Raw genomic sequence first — 19,369 nt, 5'->3', positions numbered from 1 at the left:
GGCGTCAGTCGAAGACGATGGTGCGTCGCCCACGCAGGACGACACGGCGCTCGACGTGCCAGCGCAGTGCGCGGGCGAAGGCCATCGCCTCGAGCTCCTGACCCGTGCGCGCGAGCTGCTCCGGGCTCATCCGGTGGTCGACGCGGCGGAAGTCCTGCTCGATGATCGGCCCCTCGTCGAGGTCGGCCGTCACGTAGTGCGCGGTCGCGCCGATGACCTTCACCCCGCGGTCGTGCGCCTGCCGGTACGGGCGCGCGCCCTTGAAGGAGGGCAGCAGCGAGTGGTGGATGTTGATGACCCGCCCGGGGAAGTCCGCGCACATGTCCTCGGAGAGCACCTGCATGTACCGCGCGAGGGCCACCGTCTCGACGTCCTCGGCGGCGATGATCTCGCGCAGCCGCTCCTCGGCCTGCGGCTTGGTCGCCGGCGTCACCGGGACGTGGTGGAAGGGGATGCCGTGCCACTCGACCTCCTCGCGGAAGTCCTCGTGGTTGGACACGACCGCCGGGACGACGACGTTGAGCTGACCGGTGCGCACCCGGAAGAGCAGGTCGTTGAGCACGTGCCCCTGCCTGGAGACCATGATCAGCAGGCGGTGCGGCTCGTGCGGGTCGTGGACGTCCACGTCGGCACCGAGCTGCTCGAGCAGGCGGGTGCGGGCGGCCTCGAGCGCCTCGGGGTCGATCGGCTCGTCCCCGCCGAGGTGCATCCGCAGGTGGAACTCCCCCGTCGACGGGTCGCCGAACTGCTGGCTGTCGATGATGTTGAGGTCGAGACCGACCATCTCGCCGGTGACCGCGTGGACGATGCCGCGTCGGTCCGGCCCGGACAAGGTCAGGACGACCTCGCGGCCGAGGCCGCTGGGGACGGGCGCGCTCATGCGCTCGTCGCCGCGAGCTGCCCGCAGGCCCCGTCGATGTCGCTGCCCCGCGTGTCCCGGACCGTGGTCGGGATGCCGTTGGCCCGCAGCCGCTCGACAAACTGCTGCTCCACGCCGGGGCGGGAGGCGGTCCACTTCGAGCCCGGCGTCGGGTTGAGCGGGATGGGGTTGATGTGCACCCAGCCCTTCCCGCGGGCGAGCAGCTTCTTGGCGAGCAGGTCCGCCCGCCACGCCTGGTCGTTGATGTCGCGGATCATCGCGTACTCGATGCTCACCCGTCGGCCGGTGGCGAGGTAGTACCGGTGGGCGGAGTCGATCGCCTCGTCCACCTTGAAGCGGGTGTTGATCGGCACCAGCTCGTCGCGCAGCTCGTCGTCCGGGGCGTGCAGCGACAGCGCGAGCGTCACCGGGATGCCCTCCTGCGTGAGCCTGTCGATGCCGGTGACGAGGCCGACCGAGGACATCGTGATCCCGCGGGCGCTCATGCCCAGCCCCTCGGGCGAGGGGTCGACCATCCGGCGGATGGCGCCGATGGCGGCCTTGTAGTTGGCCAGCGCCTCCCCCATGCCCATGAAGACCACGTTGGTCACCCGGTGACCGCCACGCGAAGGGGGGCTCCCCCCTTCGCCCTGCTCCTCGTCGGCCTCGTCGCCGAGCTCGGCGCCCTCGTCGGCGGGGGCGGTGAGGTCACCGGCCTCGGCGAGCATGCGGTTGGCCGCGACGACCTGGTCGACGATCTCGGCGGTCGACATGTTGCGGGTGAGACCGGCCTGGCCCGTGGCGCAGAAGGGGCAGTTCATGCCGCAGCCGGCCTGGCTGGAGATGCAGATCGTCGCCCGGCGGCGGTAGCGCATGAGCACCGACTCCACGGTCGCGCCGTCGTGCAGGCGCCACAGCGTCTTCAGGGTCGCGCCCTGGTCCGCGGAGATCGTGTGCACGGGCGTCAGCAGCCGCGGGAGCAGCCCGGAGACGAGCTCCTCGCGGCCCTTCTTGGGCAGGTCGCTCATCTGCGCCGGGTCGTCCGTGTGGTGCGTGAAGTAGTGGGTCGACAGCTGCTTGGCGCGGAAGCCCGGCAGGCCGAGCTCCTTGGCCAGCTCGACCCGACCGGCGAGGTCGAGGTCGGCGAGATGGCGCGGCGGTTTGCCGCGCCGGGGTGCGGTGAAGGTCAGCTGGCCGGGCGCCGGGCGCGTCGTCGAGGGTGTGGGCAGATCGGTCATCGGGACCATTGTCTCAGCATCGGGCCGGGAGCCCGACACGGACGGCCCGGAGCCGCATCTCCCCGGGGGAGTGCGGGAGGCGTCAGTACGGGGCGATGAGGCGCAGCGCGAACCAGGCCAGCGGCACGACGAGGACGAGTGAGTCCAGCCGGTCCATGAGGCCGCCGTGGCCGGGGAGGATGTTGGACATGTCCTTGATCCCGAGGTTGCGCTTGAGGCTGGACTCGATGAGGTCACCGATCGTCGCCACGGGGGCGGTGAGCGCACCGAGCAGCGCACCCTGCCACCACTGGCCGGCATCGAGGCACAGCGGCACCGCGATGCCGCCGACGAGCGCACAGGTGGCGGCGGAGCCGGCCATGCCCTCCCAGGACTTCTTCGGGGAGAGGCGCGGCGCCATCGGGTGCTTGCCGAAGAGCACGCCCACGGCATAGCCGCCGATGTCGGAGAAGACGGTGATGAGGATGAAGACGAAGATCCGCCAGCGGCCCTCCGGCTCGGAGAGCATCAACGCCGCGAAGCCGATGAGGAAGCACGGGTAGAGCAGCACCAGCGCTCCCGCGCCGATGTCGCGCAGCGCCCCGGTCAGACCGTCGGCGACCCGCCAGATGATGATCGCCAGGACCGTCAGCGTCGCGGCGAAGACCATCGCCTCGGCCCCGCGCAGGTAGCCGGCGACGACCAGGCTCACCGCGCCCACGGCGACGGGGACGAAGGGGGCGAACAGTCCCCCTTCGGACAGGGCCTGGCGCATCTCCCACACGGCGACGACCGCGGCCACGCACACGACGGCCAGGAAGGCCACCGGGTGGATGATCAGCGACCCGGCCGCCACGACGCCGAGGGCGACCCCGGTGCCGATGGCCACGGGCAGGTTGCGCCCCGCCCGGCTCGTGGAGCCGCCGGCCGCCCCCGCCTGCGCCCGCACGGAGCGACGGGTGGCGTTCTCGGGTGGGGTCACATCAGACCTCGGACAGCTCGGCTTCCTTGGACTTCAGCAGGGCGTCGACGCTGTCGGTGTACTTCTTCGTCAGCACGTCGAGCTCCTTCTCCCCCCGGTTGCCCTCGTCCTCACCGACATCGCCGTCCTTGACGGCCTTGTCCATGGTGTCCTTGGCGTGCCTGCGGATGTGGCGGATGGAGACCTTGGCGTCCTCGGCCTGCCCATGGGCGAGCTTGATGTACTCCTTGCGCCGCTCGGCGGTCAGCTCCGGCATCGTGATGCGGATGACCGAGCCGTCGTTGCTCGGATTCGCGCCCATGTCGGAGTCCCGCAGCGCGGTCTCGATCGCCTTCAGCGAGGACTGGTCGTAGGGCGTGATGAGCAGGGTGCGCGCCTCCGGGCTGGCGAAGGACGCGAGCTGCTGCAAGGGGGTCGGCGCGCCGTAGTAGTCGACCATCACCTTGTTGAACAGGCCGGGGTTGACCCGCCCGGTGCGGATGCCGCTGAAGTTCTCCTTCGCGACCTCCACGGCCTTGTCCATCTTCTCCTCTGCTTCCAGCAGGGCTTCCTCGATCATGTCTCTCGGCTCCTTCTCGTCAGCCGCCACGACGGCGCGCGGGGGCTGTGGTCGTCTGGGGGTCAGTGTCTCACTCAGGAGGTGACGAGCGTGCCGATCGGCTCGCCGAGCAGGGCACGGGTGATGTTGCGCTCGCCGTCCATCCCGAAGACGAGCATCGGCAGGTGGTTCTCCCGGCAGAGGCTGAAGGCGGCGGCGTCGACGACCTTGAGGTCCTCCTGCAGCGCCTGCTCGTAGGTGATCCGGTGCAGCTTGCGGGCATCGGGGTTGCTGCGCGGGTCCGAGTCGTAGACGCCGTCGACCCCGTGCTTGGACATCAGGACGATGTCGCACTTGATCTCCAGGGCCCGCTGGGCGCTGACCGTGTCGGTGGAGAAGAAGGGCATGCCGGCGCCGGCACCGAAGATGACGACGCGTCCCTTCTCCAGGTGTCGGATCGCCCGACGCGGGATGTATGCCTCGGCGACCTGCCCCATGGTGATGGCGGTCTGCACGCGGGTGTTGATCCCCGCCTCCTCGAGGAAGTCCTGCAGTGCCAGGCAGTTCATGACGGTGCCGAGCATCCCCATGTAGTCCGCCCGCGTGCGGTCCATGCCCTGCTCCTGCAGCTGCTTGCCGCGGAAGAAGTTGCCGCCACCGACGACGATGGCCACCTCGACGCCCCTGTTGACGGCGGTGGCGATCTGCTCGGCGATGCCGCGTACGACATCTGGGGCGACGCCGACCTTGCCGCCGCCGAAGGCCTCGCCGGAGAGCTTGAGCAGGACCCTGCGGTAGGGCGTGTGTGGGGTCTGGTCTGTCACGTGGACACTCCCTGGAGATCGGGCATACGGGGTGTGCCCGATCCTTCCACAGGTGCGGGCGGTCACGGGACCTCCCCCCTTCGCTTGACATCTGCTCTCCGGTTGTCAAGTGACTCGTGAGTCACTACGGTCTCCGCACGAGCACTCGACGACGAGGAGATCGGCATGGCGACGGCCAGCCCCACGGCCCCCGCACCCTGGCGCGACGGCAAGAGGTACCTGTGGCTCATCGGTCTGGTGGTGCCGTCCCTGGCCTTCGTCGCCTTCCTGGGGCACGGCATCACCGGATGGCCCTTCTGGCTCTGGCTCGGTCCGATCATCATCCTCGGAGTCATCCCGGCGATCGACCTCCTCGTCGGGCGGGACCGCAACAACCCCCCGGAGGAGGCGGTCAAGGCCCTCGAGGCCGATCCCTACTACCGCTGGATCGTCTACGCATACATCCCCATCCAGTACCTCGGTTTCGCCGCCGCGATGTACCTCGTCGCCCGGGGCAACCCCCTCCCCGGGATGCTCGCGGCACTCGGCCTCGACGGCTGGGCCGGGCTGCTGCCCGGCCGGCTCGGTGTCCCCTTCGAGCTGACCACGGTGGAGAAGATCGGGGCGACCATCTCGATCGGTTGCGTCGGCGGGATCGCCATCAACACCGCCCACGAGCTCGGGCACAAGCGCCCCAGGCACGAGCGCTGGCTGTCCAAGGTCGCCCTGGCGCAGAGCGGCTACGGGCACTTCTTCATCGAGCACAACCGTGGCCACCACGTCCGCGTCGCCACTCCCGAGGACCCGGCGAGCTCCCGGCTCGGCGAGAGCTTCTACGCCTTCTGGCCGCGCACGGTCCTCGGCTCCCTGCGCAACGCCTGGCGGCTGGAGGCCAAGCGGCTCGCCCGCCGCGGCCGCCACCCCTTCCACCTCGACAACGACGTCCTCAACGCCTGGCTGATGACCCTCGTGCTGTGGGCCACGGTGACGCTCTGGCTCGGGCCCGGCATCCTCCCCTACCTGCTGCTGCAGGGATTCATCGGCCTGAGCCTGCTCGAGGTCGTCAACTACCTCGAGCACTACGGGATGCTCCGCGAGAAGGTCCACCACGGCGAGGTCGAGCGGTACGAGCGCGTGCTGCAGAGCCACTCGTGGAACTCGAACAACATCGCGACGAACGTCTTCCTGTACCACCTGCAACGGCACAGCGACCACCACGCCAACCCCACCCGGCGCTACCAGGCGCTGCGCAGCTTCGACGAGGCCCCGGTGCTGCCCACCGGCTACGCCGGGATGATCGTGCTGGCCCTCCTGCCGCCCCTGTGGCGGCGGGTGATGGACCCGAAGGTCCTCGCGCACTTCGACGGGGACGTCACCCGGGCCAACATCGACCCGCGCCGGCGCGAACGCCTCCTGGCCGCGCACGCGGCCACCGTCGACGGGTCCGGGACCGCGGTCCTCGTCGCGGAGGGACCGGACCCGACGCCCGAGGACCTGGTGACCGCGGCGACGTGCCCGGGCTGCGGCTACCGCTACGAGGTCGCCGCGGGCGACGAGCACGAGGGTTTCGCCGCGGGGACCCCCTGGTCGCAGGTCCCCACCGACTGGACCTGCCCCGACTGCGGGGTCCGTGACAAGCTCGACTTCGTCCTCGAACCCACCCCGTGACGGAGGCACCCCTGCTCGAGCGGATCCTCGACGCCACGGCCGCCCTCACGATCGAGGGTGGCTGGGCGAGCGTGTCCATGGGCAGGGTGGCCGCGGCGGTCGGCGTGAGCCGCCAGACCGTGCACACCGAGGTCGGGACGAAGGTCGAGCTCGCCGAGGCCCTCGTCATCCGTGAGGTCGAGGCCTTCCTGGCCGAGGTGGGCGCCGGCTTCGAGGGGGCCGCCGACGTCCCCGAGGCCATCGAGCGGTCCATCACCCGGGTGCTCACGCGCTCGCAGCAGAGCCCGCTCGTGCGGGCCGTCGTCAGCAGCTCCCACGGCGCCGACACCGAGCTGCTGCCGCTGCTGACGACCCGTCCCGGTCACCTGCTGCAGCTGGCGAGCGCTGCCGTCTCCGGGCTCGTCGCCCCCTTCGCCCTCCCGCTGCCGCAGGCGCGGATCGACGCGACGATCGAGGTGATCGTGCGGGTCACCCTCTCGCAGGTGATGCACCCGACCGGCGCACCCGGGGAGGTCGCCGAGCACCTCGCGTGGCTGGTGCGCTCGGCCCTGGACTCGCTGCCCACCGACTGACCTCCCCCCACCCGCACACGACGAAGGGGGCCGCCACCGTGATGGGCGGTTTCACGGGGTGCTCGCAACACCGTGTGTTTCGTCTAGGTGGTCAGGTGTCCTGAAGTAGATCACGAAGACGCTCGGCTGGGGTTGCCCAGTCGAGCGTCTTTCGTGGTCTGGCGTTGAGTTCGTGGGCGACGTATTCGAGTTCTGCGGGGCCGTGGACGCTCAGGTCGGTGCCTTTGGGGAAGTACTGGCGCAGCAGTCCGTTGGTGTTCTCGTTGGAGCCGCGCTGCCACGGGGAGGCCGGGTCGCAGAAGTAGACGGGCATGTCGGTGGCCATCGTGAACGAGGCGTGCGCGGCCAGCTCGGCGCCCTGGTCCCAGGTCAAGGATCCGCGCAGGTGCTGCGGCAGGGTGTTCATGGCCCTCACGAGCTGGTCGCGCACCGTGACCGCGTCGTGGGTGTCGGGCAGGTGCAGCAGCATCACGTACCGGGTGGTGCGTTCGACCAGTGTCCCGATCGCCGAGCCGCTGTTCTTGCCGATGATCAGATCGCCTTCCCAGTGGCCGGGTACGGCCCGGTCGGCGATGCACGCCGGGCGGTCGCTGATCATGATCATCGGATCGGCGAACCGGGGCCGGCGCACCCCACGGGCTTGGGGCTTGCGTACCGCGCGGCCGGTGCGCAGCGCGGTCTGGACCTCGCGTTTGAGGCCGCCGCGGGCCTGGAAGTACAGGGCTTGGTAGATCGTCTCGTGGCTCACGCGCATGCTCTCGTCGTCGGGATGGTCGACCTTGAGCCTGTTGCTGATCTGCTCCGGGGACAACTTCCGCGCCAACGCGTCGATGACGTAGGCGCGCAGCGGCCCCGGCGGGGCCAGCTTCGACTCCTTCGGCCGGGCCCGACCGATCCCAGCCTGCCGGTGCGCCACATGGGGGCGGTAGCGGCCCTGACCATCACGGTGGGCGGCGACCTCCCGGGTGATCGTCGAGGGCGCGCGGCCCAGCTCGGTGGCGATCGAGCGCATCGAGTCCCCGGCCCGCAGCCCGTCAGCGATGACCAGCCGCTCTTGCAGTGACAACAGCCTGCCGGTGCCCACGACCTGGTCCATGGGCCTGTTCCTACCCGTCCGCTGGGCCGGCGGGCCGGTGACGCGCCCATCGGGATAGATCCGGCGGCCATGACTACGCCGAATCCCCCGCTTCCAGTACCGGCCGGTGGCCGGGCTGACCCCGACACGACGAGCCGCGACCGCGTGGTGCACACCCTCAGCGATCAACGCGTCGAACTGCGCTCGAGCCTCGGGCTTGCCCAACGGCAACGGCTCAGCCGGCACGAGCCCGGCTCGCACCAAGTGCCGCCGCGCGGTCGAGTGAGCACATCCCACCGCACGCGCTGCGGCACCGATCGAAGCCGTCTGCTCGAAGACACCCACCAACTGGCTGATCAGGCCCGGCGTGACCTCAACCCGCTGCCGTCTTCCCTGTGAAACGACCATGGTCCTCGCAACTCCTCAAGTCGAGGTGTTGCGAGGACCATGTGAACCGAAGGATGGTGGCGACCCCCCTTCGAGGCTCGTCGCTAGCGCTCCTCACACCTCAGGACAGCGCCTTCGATCCGATCAGGAACCGACGCGGAAGCGGGCGAACTGCGTCGCGCTCGCACCGGCCTCCTCGAGGACCTTGCCGACCGACTTCTTGGCGTCCTTGGCGAACGGCTGGTCGAGCAGCACGTTCTCCTTGAAGAAGCCGTTCACGCGACCCTCGATGATCTTGGGCATCGCGGCCTCCGGCTTGCCCTCCTCCTTGGCGGTCTCCTCGGCGATCCGGCGCTCGTTGGCGACGGTCTCCTCGGCGATCTCGTCACGGGTGAGGACGTTCGGGCTGAACGCGGCGATGTGCATCGCGACGTCGCGGCCGACCTGCTCGTCGCCGCCCTCGGTGCCCAGGAGGACACCGATCTGCGCCGGCAGGTCGGGGCTGGTCTTGTGCAGGTACGCCGAGACAACCGGGGCCTCGATGCGGGCGATCCGCTTGACCTCGATCTTCTCGCCGATGGTGGCGTTGGCGTCGTCGAGGAGCTCCTGGACCGTCTTGCCGTCCGCGGGGGCCGCGAGCAGGCTCTCGGCGTCCGTGGCCCTGGCCTCGACGGCTGCGGCGAGGACCGAGTCCGCGAGCGCGCCGAAGGGCTCGCTCTTGGCAACGAAGTCGGTCTCGCAGAGGACCTCGACGAGGGTGCCCACGCCGGCCTCGGCCTTGGCGACCACGAGCCCGTTGGAGGTGGTGCGGCCCTCGCGCTTGGTGACGCCCTTCAGACCCTTGATCCGCAGGCCCTCGATCGCCTTGGACTTGTCGCCCTCGGCCTCGTCGAGCGCCTTCTTCACGTCGAGCATGCCGGCGCCGGTGCGCTCGCGCAGCTCCTTGATGTCAGCGGCGGTGTAGTTCGCCATGTGTGTGCCGTTCTCCTTCTGGGGGAAGTGACGAGTGGTGAGTGGTGGCTCAGGCCTCGGGGGTGGAGTCGGCCGCCGGAGCGTCCGCACCCTCGGCCACCGTCTCGGCGGCGGCGGACGTGTCGACGGCCGGGGCCTGGGTAGCCGCGGGGGCGTCCACACCCTGCTTGTCCGTCTCGGCCGGGGCCTGCTCGATCGCGGCCTCGGTGGCGCCCGTGGCGGGGGCCTCGCTCGCACCGTCACCGGCGAGGAGCTCGCGCTCCCACTCGGCCATCGGCTCGGCCGCGGCCTCGCCCTGGGCGGCGGCGCCGCCACCACCACGGGACATGAGGCCGTCGGCGACCGCGTCGGCCACGACCCGGGTCAGCAGGGTGACCGAGCGGATCGCGTCGTCGTTGCCGGGGATCTTGTACTGGACCTCGTCCGGGTCGCAGTTGGTGTCGAGGATGGCGATGACCGGGAGGCCGAGCTTCTGGGCCTCGTCGACCGCCAGGTGCTCCTTCTTGGTGTCGACGATCCAGACCGCGGAGGGGACCTTGGTCATGTCACGGATACCGCCGAGGGTCTTCTCCAGCTTGTCCTTCTCACGGCGAAGGATGAGCAGCTCCTTCTTGGTGTAGCCGGAGCCGGCAACCGTGTCGAAGTCGATCTCCTCGAGCTCCTTCAGGCGCGTGAGGCGCTTGGAGATCGTCTGGAAGTTGGTGAGCATGCCACCGAGCCAGCGGTGGTTGACGTAGGGCATCCCGACGCGCGTCGCCTGCTCGGCGATCGGCTCCTGGGCCTGCTTCTTCGTGCCGACGAACAGGATGGTGCCACCGTGGGCGACCGTCTGCTTGACGAACTCGTAGGCGTCGTTGATGTAGGTCAGCGACTGCTGCAGGTCGATGATGTAGATGCCGTTGCGCTCGGTCATGATGAAGCGCTTCATCTTGGGGTTCCACCGGCGGGTCTGGTGCCCGAAGTGGACGCCGCTCTCCAGGAGCTGGCGCATGGTGACGACGGCCATGCCGAAGTCCTCTCGTCGTGGGTTGTCAGTTGTCTCCTGGTGCCCCGACCCACCCCACCCGGCCGCTCGACCGGGACTGCCGTGGTGTGCCCCGGATTCGGAGGGATACCTCGTCACCCGGAAGTGGGACACGCGAATTCATCCAGACACACTGGATGTGCTTGCCATCTTACGGGCACGCGGGACGACAGGGGAAATCCTCCCTTCGCCTGCGGCACGGCAGGAGAGCGGACACACGTCGACGGTGGGGCCGCAGCCCCACCGTCGACATCGGTCCGCTCAGCCGGAGACGATCACTCGGTCACCTCGACATCCGGCAGGCCGTCCTCCGGCGGCTCCGTCGCGGCCACGTCATCCGGGTCCGCGGTGATCTCGGCGTCGCCGATGTCGGTCACGAGCACCTCGGTCAGGGGCGTGGTCGACTGGCCCTTGATCTCCGACATGCGCACACCGGAGATCCCCAGGTGGCTGTCCTCGGAGTAGCGGAAGGGAGCCAGGTGCGGCCCGGGCCAGTTCTGGGCATCCTGCTCGATCACCTCGACGATGCGCTCACGGGTGAGGTCCTCACCCGATGCCTGCAGCGCCGAGGCGGTCAGGTAGGCCATCGACATGCCGTAGACCCGGTAGTTCGTCAGCTCGCCCTTGCCGCCCTGCTCCTTCCAGACCTTCTCCCACAGGTCGACCCACGGGCTGTCCTCGCCGACACCGGGGATGTACTCGGTCGTCATGGCGCCGTCCAGGGCGCCGCCGCCCTCGACCTTGCCCTCGGAGAACTTCGAGAGCAGGCTGCCCACGAGTTTGGGGTCGGAGCCGACGTTGGTGTACATCCACGTCGGGTCGTACCCCAGCGTCCGAGCGGTGAGCTGGCTCAGCGCCGTGTAGCTCGGGGTGTTGAAGCCCACGACCAGGTCCGCGCCGGAGGCCTTGAGCTTCGAGATCTGGGGCCCCACGTCGGTGTTGCCCGAGGCGTACTCCACCCGCTCGACGATCTGGTCGTCGATGTACTGCCGCAGGCCCTTCTCGCCGTCCCCACCGAGCTCGTCACCCTGCAGGAAGAGTCCCACCTTGGCGTCCGGCTCGTTCTCCTTGATCCACTGGCCCATGATCTTGCCCTCGATCTCGTAGTCGGGCTGCCAGCCGAAGGTCCACGGACGCTCCTGCGGGTCGTTGCCCCACAGCTGGGCACCGGAGGAGACGAAGAGGTCTGGGACCTCCTCCTGGTTGAGGAAGTCGACGACGGCCGTGTGCGTCGGCGTCCCCAGCCCGCCGACGATCCCGAAGACCTCGTCCTGCAGGACGAGCTCGTCGACGACCTTGGAGGTGTTGGTCGGGTTGTAGCCGTCGTCCTTGACGGTCAGCTCGATCTCCCGGCCGTGGATGCCCCCGGCCTCGTTCACGTAGTCGAAGTAGGCCTTCATCCCCGTGTTGATCTCGGAGTAGCCCGGCGCCGCCACCCCCGTCAGCGGCTGGTGCGTACCGAAGCTGATGGTGCTGTCGGTGACGCCGGTGGTGTCGCCCTCCGCACTCTCGCCGCCGCCCGACTCGCGTCCGCCGGCTCCGCAGCCGGCGAGCACGACAGCAGCCGTGCCGGCGGCGAGCGCTGACCTCCATCGGATTGTGGTCATGTGATTCCTCCTGGTGTTGGGGCGTGGTCAGGAACGCGAGGTTCGCGCTCGACGGATGAGTGGTGCCAACGAACCGACGAGACCTCCCGGCGCCAGGAGGATGACGAGCATCGTCGTCAGGCCCAGCACCAAGGGGGCGAGCTCGGCGGACTGCAGGTCGGACAGCCCGAAGCTCGAGCCGACATTCGTCACGTAGGTGGGCAGCAGCGTCAGCAGCGCGGCCCCGACCAGAGCACCGCTGAGGGCTCCCATCCCGCCCAGGACGACAGCCATGAGCAGGGTCAGGGACAGGACCAGGTGGAAGCCACTCGGCGCGGCCACCCGGGTGGCCAGAGCCATGAGCGCACCCGCCAGACCCGCGCAGGCGGTGCTCACCACGAAGCAGACGACGCGGTTGCGTCCCAGGTTGATGCCCGCGAGCTGGGCCGCCACCGGGTCATCGCGCACTGCACGCCACTGCCGACCCACGCGAGAGGTGGAGAGGTTGCGCAGCAGGAAGTAGGTCAGGACGAGGCACGCCACGGATACGGTGGCGAGCCACTGCGTCGTCCCGACCTCCGTGCCCGTGAGGAAGAAGAGCGCATCATCGGCGATGGGCGGCAGGTCAGGCGTGGACACGCGCAGCCCCGGCTCCCCGCCGAACGTCTCACGGAAGTGGACGGCCAGTGAGGGCACCGCGACGGCCAGCGCCAAGGTGGCACCGGCGACGTAGGGCCCCTGGAGCCGGGCTGCGGCGACACCCACGACGGCTCCGACCGCGAGGGTCACCAGCAGGGAGGCGACGAGGAGTACCAGCAGCGGGACCTCACGTCCGTCCTGGAGCAGCTTGGCGGTCGTGTAGGCACCGATGGCCATGAACGCGCCGTGTCCGAGCGAGAGCTGGCCGTTGAGTCCCGTCAGCACCGTCAGTCCCCCGGCGGCGATCGCCAGGGACGCGACCGAGGCGGCCTGACTCTGTCGGAAGTCGGACAGCAGATCGATGACGAAGATCGCGGCGATGAACACTGCGATGGCGATGAGCGCCCTGCGCAGCGCGGTCGAGCCGGTGAGTCGCGCCATCAGACCGTCCTTTCATTCGTGGTGGAGAACAGCCCGCCGGGCCGGACGAGCAGGACGACGACGAGCACGACCAGGGCGGCGAGCGGGACGAGGCCGGAGCCGATGTACCCGCTGACGAGCGAGAGGACGATCCCCATCGTCAGCCCGCCGACGACGGCCCCGGCGGGGCTGTCGAGCCCGCCGAGAACTGCTGCGACGAAGCCGTACACGACGACCCCGTCCATGTAGCCGGGGTGGACGAGACCACCACCGGCGATGAGCAGGCCGGAGAGGGAGCCGACGACCGCCGCCAGTGCCCAGCCGAGGGTGAGTGCCCGGTTCACCCGCACCCCGAGGATGCGGGCGACCTCCTGGTTGAAGGCCGCGGCGCGCATGGTCAGACCGAGGTCGGTCTTGATGAAGAGCAGGCGGAGCAGGGCCATCACCAGGACGACGACGAGGATCGTGAACATGCTGAAGGGGGTCAGGGCCAGGGTCCTGCCTCCCAGCTCGACACCCCGGAGGCTGAATGCCGCGGGGAAGGACTGGAAGTTGCTCCCGAAGACGATCGCAGCGAGCGCGTGCAGGACGATGAAGAGTCCCAGGGTGAGGATCACCGGATTGATGTGGTTGTCGTGGTCGACGTAGCGGATGACCACTCGCTCGACCACCGCGCCGAGCACGAGGCCGCACAGCAGTGCCACCGCGAAACCGACCCAGTAGCCGTACCCGGCGTCGATGATCTCCAGGGCGATGAAGGTCGTGACCATGGCCATCGGCGCCTGCGCGAAGTTGACGACCCGGGTGGACTGCCAGATGAGCACGAGCGCCAGCGCGAAGGCGGCGTAGATCATGCCCAGCGACAGCCCACCGAGGAGGGTGTTGATCAGTTGCACGGGGACTCCTTGTCAGTAACCCAGGTAGGCATGACGCAGGTTCTCGTCAGCGCTCAGGACCTCGGCGCTGTCGCAGGCGACCACCCTGCCGAGTCCGAGGACGACACCGGTGTCGGCGATGGACAGCGCACTGCGGGCGTTCTGCTCCACGAGCAGGACCGTCAGTCCGTGCTCGTCGACCAGCGTTCGGATCACGCCGAAGATCTGGGCGCTGATCCGGGGTGCGAGACCCAGGCTGGGCTCGTCGAGCAGGAGCATCTTCGGCGTCGCGAGCAGGGCGCGGGCGATGACGAGCATCTGGCGCTCACCACCGGAGAGGGTGTGCGCCACCGCGTGGGATCGGTCCGCAAGGATGGGGAAGAGGTCGAAGACCTCGTCGATGGCGACGGCCTCACGGTGCGTCGATCGGCCCAGCGCCCCGAGCCGCAGGTTCTCCCGCACGGTCAGCTCGGTGATCACCCCGCGCCCCTCCGGCACGTGGGCCAGTCCGGCCCGGGCCATCTTGTCCGCCGACAACCCGGTGATGTCCTGCCCGTCGAAGTGCACGGTCCCGGACTGTGCGGGGTGCAGCCCCGAGATGGTGCGCAGCAGGGTCGTCTTGCCGGCGCCGTTCGAGCCCAGGACCGAGGTGACCCGACCCTCCTCGGCCACGAGGTCGACGTCGTGCAGGGCAGTGATCGGCCCGTACCTGCTCGTCACCCCGCGCAGCTCAAGCACTGGTCGCTCCCTTCGTCGTCGCGGCATCTCCGGAGACCGAGGTCGCCGCGTCCTCCCCGGAGGGGTCCTCGACCGAGGCCCCCAGGTAGGCATCGAGGACGACGGGGTCGTTGCGGACCTCGTCCGGGGTCCCGGCGGCGATGACCCGCCCGAAGTCGAGGACCGTGAGCCGGTCGCAGACGCGCATCACGAGGTCCATGTGGTGCTCGACGAGCATCACCGAGACCTCCTGGGCGAGGTCGAGGATGATGTCCCCGAGCTCGCTCATCTCGGTCTCGGAGAGACCGGCGGCGGGCTCGTCGAGCAGGAGCAGCCGGGGCTGCGCCACGAGGGCCCGGGCCAGCGCCACCCGCTTGCGAAGGGGGTAGGGCAGGCTGCCCACCGTCTCCCCCGCTCTCCCCTTGATGTCCAGGCGGTCGAGGACCGCCATCGCCCGGTCCCGCAGGGCTGCCTCGTCCTTGACCGCCCCGGGCATCGCCAGCAGTGAGGAGAAGAAGCCCGCGCGTGCGTGGCGCTCCGCCCCGATGAGCACGTTGTCCAGGACGCTGAGCCGGTTGAAGAGACCGAGCCCCTGCAAGGAACGCGCGACGCCGTGATGAACCAGGTCGTGAGGTCGCCACCCGGTCACGTCCTTGCCCTCGAAGTGGATCCGGCCCTTCGTCGGGGCGACGAACCCGCAGGCGACGTTGAAGAGGGTCGTCTTGCCCGCCCCGTTGGGGCCGATCACCCCGAGGACCTCACCGGGACCGACGTCCAGGTCGACTCCGTCGAGGGCCACGACGCCACCGAAGCGGACGACGATGCCGTCCATCGTGAGCACGGGCTGGGACGTGGGTCGGGACGCCACACGGTCTCCTTCCTCGAAAGGGTCGCCGCACGTCCTCGTGCGGCTCTGGCTCGAGACTGGCCGATAGGGTCCGTGTCACACCATGGACGCAGTGCACAAGATCTCCTGTGCACGACGACACTTGTCACCCACTTCCGTCCGCAGAGCGAGGTCCGATGCCACACCCGCCCACCGGACAGCGCCCGGGCGATCACGGCCCCGATCTCGACGAGAGCCCGGCCGCGACCCCCTCGATCAGGGCGGCCTTCGCCGCCCTGCTGCCCCGGTCGGCCGAGATCGCCGACAGCATCAGCGTGCAGGTGCTGGATGCCGAGCAGGCCTGGTACGGCGAGGCCTCACCCGAGATCCGCGCGGAGTTGCGGGCGAGCACGCGACGACACATCCGCACCGCCATCGAGCGGCTGGCCGGCCACCCCGATGCGGGCCCCCGAGCCGTTGACGTGTGGCGCGACACCGGACGGCGGCGGGCCCAGCAGGGCATCCCCGTCGCCGCCGTCATCTCCGCCTACACCCTGGGCTCACGACGGCTGTGGGAGGAGCTCCTCGAGGCGGGGCAGGGCATGGGCGTACCGGCCGAGGTCCTGCTGGAGGCCGGCCAGACCCTCTGGGGCCAGCTGGACGTGCAGTGCCAGATCCTGCGTGAGAGCTACCGCCGGGAGGAGCTGGCGCTCCAGAGCAGGAACCCGGCGCAGGCGGCTGCGGTGCTCGACGGGCTGCTCCGGGGCCGCGGCTCGGACCCGCGGTTCGCCAGTGAGGCGCGAGGCATCCTGGACCTGACCGTCACCACGGAGCTGGTGTGTCTCGTGTGGCTGACCGAGCAGTCGGTGCCCTCGGTCGCCGTCGCGCACGAGGGTCTGCAGGACGCGGGCTTCCGGGGCCCGTGGCGGCTGCACGGCGACTACGGGGTGGGGCTCGTCGCCGCGACGCCCGACCAGAGACCAGCGCTGCATCGGGCACTGTCCCGCTCGCTCAAGGGTCGGGTCGGCACCGCGACGTGTCGCGACGGGCTGGCGGGGGTCGTCGCCGCCCACCACCACGCGCACGCAGCCGCAACCTCCCTGCCCGAGGGCACCGACGCGGTCGCCGACATCAGCGAGCGCCTGCCGGAGGCGCTCATCGCCGGCAGCCCCGAGCTGACCGCGCTGCTCGTCGACGAGACGATCCGGCCGCTGCTGCACCTTGAGGGGGTGACGCGAGAGGCCCTGCTCGAGACCCTCGTCGCGGCCGTACGGCACGGGGGGTCGCCCACCGCTGCCGCCGAGGACCTCGTGTGCCACCGAAACACCGTCGTCTACCGGATCAAGCGCATCGAGAAGCTCACCGGCCGGTCCCTCGAGGACCCCCGCGACCGCTTGCTCCTGTCGCTGGCGACCATCGTGATCCGTCAGGACGTGGGGTCGAGAGACGGCTGATGTCTCCGTAGGGTCGTGCCCATGAGCGACCCCCTCGTGACCCGCATGCGCCCCTACGGCCAGACCGTCTTCTCGAAGATGTCGGCGCTGGCCCGTCAGCACGACGCGGTGAACCTCGGTCAGGGATTCCCGGACACCGACGGCCCCGACGAGGTGCTCGAGGCCGCACGTCGGGCCATCACCGCCGGGCACAACCAGTACCCACCCGCCCAGGGCGTCCCCACCCTCCGCTCCGCCATCGCCGACCACCAGCGCGAGCGGTACGGCATCGACCTCGACCCGGGGTCGCAGGTGCTCGTGACCTCGGGGGCCACCGAGGCGATCGCGAGCGCACTGCTGGCCCTCGTCGAGAGGGGCGACGAGGTCGTGACCTTCGAGCCGTACTACGACAGCTATGCCGCCGGGATCTCGCTCGCCGGTGGCGTGCAGCGCTCCGTGCCGCTGACCTTCCCGGAGCTCGGCTTCGACCGCGAGCGCCTGGCCGCTGCCTTCTCCGAGCGCACCAAGGTCGTCCTGATCAACACCCCGCACAACCCGCTCGGCAAGGTCTTCACCCGGGAGGAGCTCACCGTCATCGCCGACCTCGCCCGCGAGCACGACGCGTGGGTGGTCAGCGACGAGGTCTACGAGCACATGACCTACGACGGCGCGGTGCACGTGCCGATCGCGACGCTGCCGGGCATGGCCGAGCGGACGCTGACGATCGGGTCGGCGGGCAAGGCCTTCTCCGTCACCGGGTGGAAGGTCGGCTGGATCAGCGGCCCGGAGCCCCTCGTCACGGCGGTGACGACCGTCAAGCAGTACCTGACCTTCACCACGGCCTCTCCGTTGCAGCACGCCGTCGCCGAGGCGCTGCGGCTGGGGCCGGGGGTCCTCGAGGAGATGGCCGCGTCGCTGGCCGCGCGTCGGGACCTGCTCGTCGAGGGCCTCACCGCGGCCGGCTTCGAGGTCGCGGTGCCGCAGGGCACGTACTTCGTCGTCGCCGACGCCGCGCCGCTCGGGGTCACCGACGCGGTGCAGTGGTGCCTGCAGCTGCCCGAGAAGGTGGGTGTCGTCGGGGTGCCGGTGTCGGTCTTCTGCTCCTCCCCCGACGAGACGACGGCGAGCCTGGTGCGCTTCGCGTTCTGCAAGCAGGAGGACAAGCTGCGCGAGGCCTGCCGGCGTCTCGCCGCCATGGGCTGACCGACGCCCCGCGGTGGTGGACCACGCGGTCGTCCACAACCCCCTTCGCCGCCGGCCCCTCGTCCACGCCGGCCGCCGGACCGCACCCGACGAGGCCCTGCCCGGCGAGGCTGGTCAACATGGCCGCCACCGCACCCGTCGCCCTCGCCCTCGCCGGCGCGCTCGTCGGGCTCCCTCCCCCTCCCCCCACGGGCCCGACGTGGCTGTGGCCCGTCGGCGACGGGGCGCGGCCTGCGGTGGCGGCCTCCTTCGACGCGCCGGACGGGCGGTGGGGTCCCGGGCACCGTGGGATCGACCTGCGCACGACGAAGGGGGCACGGGTCACCGCGGTCGCGGACGGCGTCGTCACCCACCGCGCGGCGATCGCCGGTCGCGGGACGGTGAGCATCACGCACGACTCCGGGGTCCGCAGCACCTACGAGCCGGTGGCCAGCGACCTCACCGTCGGCGACCGGGTCCGGCGTGGCCAGCGCGTGGGGAGGATCGGGGCCGGGGTGAACCACTGCGCGCCACTCACCTGCCTGCACCTGGGAGCGAAGCGCGCCGAGGACTACCTCGACCCGATGCCCTTCTTCGGGGCGCGGCGGGTGATCCTGCTGCCGGTGCCGTGATCCGCTCTGATCAGGCGCGCGGGTGGGCCTGGCGATAGCTGTCGCGGAGGCGGTCGAGCGAGACGTGCGTGTAGATCTGGGTGGTGGCCAGCGACGAGTGACCGAGCAGCTCCTGGACCATCCGCAGGTCGGCCCCTCCCTCGAGCAGGTGCGTCGCGGCGGAGTGCCGCAGCCCGTGCGGGCCGAGGTCCGGGGCGTTCGGGACGTGAGCCAGCAGGCTGTGCACGACCTCGCGCACCTGGCGCGGGTCGACCCGTCGCCCCCTCCGGCCGAGGAAGAGCGCGGGACCCGAGTCGGCCCTCGCGACGAGCGGGCGCCCCCGCTCGAGCCACTCGGCGAGCGCGGCGTCGGCCGGCTGCCCGAAGGGGACCATCCGCTCCTTGCGGCCCTTGCCGAGCACGCGCACGACCCTGCGGTGGCGGTCGACGTCGTCGACGTCCAGGCCGGTGAGCTCCCCGACCCGGATACCGGTGGCGTAGAGCAGCTCGAGGACGGCGCGGTTACGCAGGTGGATGGGGTCCTCGTCGTCGGCGGCAACCGCGGCGACGTCGAGCACGGCGGTGGCGCCGTCCGTGGTGAGGACGTCGGGCAGGGTGCGCTGGCGCCGGGGCGAGGCCAGGCGCAGCGCGGGGTCCGTCTCGACCCGTCCGGTGCGCCGCGCCCAGGCGAAGAAGGTGCGTACCGCCGCGGACCGTCGGGACAACGTCGACCGGGCCGCTCCCCCGCTCGCGAGGGTGCCGAGCCAGGCACGCAGCGCCGACAGGTCGATGTCGGCGAGCGAGGTGCTGCCCTCGCCCGCGCACCACGTCAGGCACGCGCGCACGTCGCCGGCGTAGGCACGGACGGTGTGCTCGGAGCGGTCCCGCTCACGCACGAGGTGGTCGGCGAAGGCGTCGACGGACTGCACCACCCACTCCGGCACGGGTGGCGGCTCCTGCGTGGATGCAGCGCTCACGCCTCCA

At 70.5% G+C, this 19,369-nt stretch carries 19 protein-coding genes; 5 read left to right on the top strand and 14 right to left on the bottom strand.

The annotated features are described in order from the left end of the window. Nucleotides 1-4: 4 nt before the first annotated feature. From purU to pyrH, 5 genes are all read right to left on the bottom strand, one after another. Nucleotides 5-880, bottom strand: a complete 876-nt coding sequence (purU, locus tag O9K63_RS01545; protein ID WP_277240041.1) for a formyltetrahydrofolate deformylase — start codon at nt 878-880, stop codon at nt 5-7. Further along, entirely contained in the window at nt 877-2,097 is a 1,221-nt protein-coding gene (gene rlmN / locus O9K63_RS01540) for a 23S rRNA (adenine(2503)-C(2))-methyltransferase RlmN (RefSeq protein ID WP_431190342.1), read from the bottom strand. The genes purU and rlmN overlap by 4 nt, the downstream gene beginning before the upstream one ends. A gap of 82 nt (nt 2,098-2,179) precedes the next feature. Next, on the bottom strand, nt 2,180-3,058 hold the full coding sequence (locus O9K63_RS01535; protein WP_277240039.1) for a phosphatidate cytidylyltransferase: 879 nt from the start codon (nt 3,056-3,058) through the stop codon (nt 2,180-2,182). A 1-nt stretch (nt 3,059) separates the two neighbouring features. After that, the gene (frr, locus tag O9K63_RS01530) at nt 3,060-3,617 is read right to left on the bottom strand and encodes a ribosome recycling factor (protein ID WP_277240038.1); all 558 of its coding nucleotides are present in this window, start codon (nt 3,615-3,617) and stop codon (nt 3,060-3,062) included. A gap of 74 nt (nt 3,618-3,691) precedes the next feature. Continuing rightward, on the bottom strand, nt 3,692-4,420 hold the full coding sequence (gene pyrH / locus O9K63_RS01525) for a UMP kinase (RefSeq protein WP_277240037.1): 729 nt from the start codon (nt 4,418-4,420) through the stop codon (nt 3,692-3,694). A 165-nt stretch (nt 4,421-4,585) separates the two neighbouring features. Here pyrH and O9K63_RS01520 point away from each other — a divergent pair, with 165 nt between their 5' ends. After that, complete coding sequence (locus O9K63_RS01520) at nt 4,586-6,067, top strand: fatty acid desaturase (RefSeq protein ID WP_277240036.1); 1,482 nt, start codon at nt 4,586-4,588, stop codon at nt 6,065-6,067. After that, complete coding sequence (locus O9K63_RS01515) at nt 6,064-6,639, top strand: TetR family transcriptional regulator (RefSeq protein WP_277240035.1); 576 nt, start codon at nt 6,064-6,066, stop codon at nt 6,637-6,639. Before O9K63_RS01520 ends, O9K63_RS01515 begins: the two co-directional genes overlap by 4 nt. A gap of 91 nt (nt 6,640-6,730) precedes the next feature. Here O9K63_RS01515 and O9K63_RS01510 read toward each other — a convergent pair whose 3' ends face one another. The 8 genes from O9K63_RS01510 to O9K63_RS01475 all read right to left on the bottom strand — a co-directional run bounded on the left by O9K63_RS01510 (nt 6,731) and on the right by O9K63_RS01475 (nt 15,202). Then, nucleotides 6,731-7,888, bottom strand: a complete 1,158-nt coding sequence (locus O9K63_RS01510; RefSeq protein WP_431190398.1) for an IS30 family transposase — start codon at nt 7,886-7,888, stop codon at nt 6,731-6,733. A 357-nt stretch (nt 7,889-8,245) separates the two neighbouring features. Then, nucleotides 8,246-9,073, bottom strand: a complete 828-nt coding sequence (gene tsf / locus O9K63_RS01505; RefSeq protein ID WP_277240033.1) for a translation elongation factor Ts — start codon at nt 9,071-9,073, stop codon at nt 8,246-8,248. Between the two features lie 49 nt (nt 9,074-9,122). Continuing rightward, complete coding sequence (gene rpsB, locus O9K63_RS01500; RefSeq protein ID WP_277240032.1) at nt 9,123-10,079, bottom strand: 30S ribosomal protein S2; 957 nt, start codon at nt 10,077-10,079, stop codon at nt 9,123-9,125. A gap of 293 nt (nt 10,080-10,372) precedes the next feature. Then, nucleotides 10,373-11,704 (bottom strand): ABC transporter substrate-binding protein, encoded by a 1,332-nt coding sequence (locus O9K63_RS01495; RefSeq protein WP_277240031.1) that lies wholly within the window; start codon nt 11,702-11,704, stop codon nt 10,373-10,375. Between the two features lie 27 nt (nt 11,705-11,731). Continuing rightward, nucleotides 11,732-12,763: a branched-chain amino acid ABC transporter permease gene (locus O9K63_RS01490; RefSeq protein ID WP_277240030.1), complete on the bottom strand. Its 1,032-nt coding sequence runs from the start codon at nt 12,761-12,763 to the stop codon at nt 11,732-11,734. Beyond that, entirely contained in the window at nt 12,763-13,638 is an 876-nt protein-coding gene (locus O9K63_RS01485) for a branched-chain amino acid ABC transporter permease (protein ID WP_277240029.1), read from the bottom strand. Before O9K63_RS01485 ends, O9K63_RS01490 begins: the two co-directional genes overlap by 1 nt. A gap of 12 nt (nt 13,639-13,650) precedes the next feature. Further along, nucleotides 13,651-14,355, bottom strand: a complete 705-nt coding sequence (locus O9K63_RS01480) for an ABC transporter ATP-binding protein (protein WP_277240028.1) — start codon at nt 14,353-14,355, stop codon at nt 13,651-13,653. Then, nucleotides 14,348-15,202, bottom strand: a complete 855-nt coding sequence (locus O9K63_RS01475; protein WP_277240027.1) for an ABC transporter ATP-binding protein — start codon at nt 15,200-15,202, stop codon at nt 14,348-14,350. The genes O9K63_RS01480 and O9K63_RS01475 overlap by 8 nt, the downstream gene beginning before the upstream one ends. A 155-nt stretch (nt 15,203-15,357) precedes the next feature. On the opposite strand from O9K63_RS01475, the gene O9K63_RS01470 reads away from it, so the two are divergent. The 3 genes from O9K63_RS01470 to O9K63_RS01460 all read left to right on the top strand — a co-directional run bounded on the left by O9K63_RS01470 (nt 15,358) and on the right by O9K63_RS01460 (nt 18,407). Beyond that, a complete protein-coding gene (locus O9K63_RS01470) occupies nt 15,358-16,614 on the top strand; it encodes a PucR family transcriptional regulator (protein WP_277240026.1) in 1,257 nt (418 codons plus the stop codon). Between the two features lie 21 nt (nt 16,615-16,635). Then, nucleotides 16,636-17,796: a pyridoxal phosphate-dependent aminotransferase gene (locus O9K63_RS01465; protein ID WP_277240025.1), complete on the top strand. Its 1,161-nt coding sequence runs from the start codon at nt 16,636-16,638 to the stop codon at nt 17,794-17,796. A gap of 119 nt (nt 17,797-17,915) precedes the next feature. Next, entirely contained in the window at nt 17,916-18,407 is a 492-nt protein-coding gene (locus O9K63_RS01460) for a M23 family metallopeptidase (protein ID WP_277240024.1), read from the top strand. A 10-nt stretch (nt 18,408-18,417) separates the two neighbouring features. Here O9K63_RS01460 and O9K63_RS01455 read toward each other — a convergent pair whose 3' ends face one another. Beyond that, nucleotides 18,418-19,362, bottom strand: a complete 945-nt coding sequence (locus O9K63_RS01455; protein ID WP_277240023.1) for a tyrosine recombinase XerC — start codon at nt 19,360-19,362, stop codon at nt 18,418-18,420. Nucleotides 19,363-19,369 lie beyond the last annotated feature (7 nt).

The sequence above is a fragment of the Janibacter cremeus genome (assembly GCF_029395675.1).
GTDB lineage: Bacteria > Actinomycetota > Actinomycetes > Actinomycetales > Dermatophilaceae > Janibacter > Janibacter cremeus_A.
The sequence above is the reverse complement of the archived record's forward strand: the minus strand, read 5'-3'. Positions and strand labels throughout refer to the sequence as shown.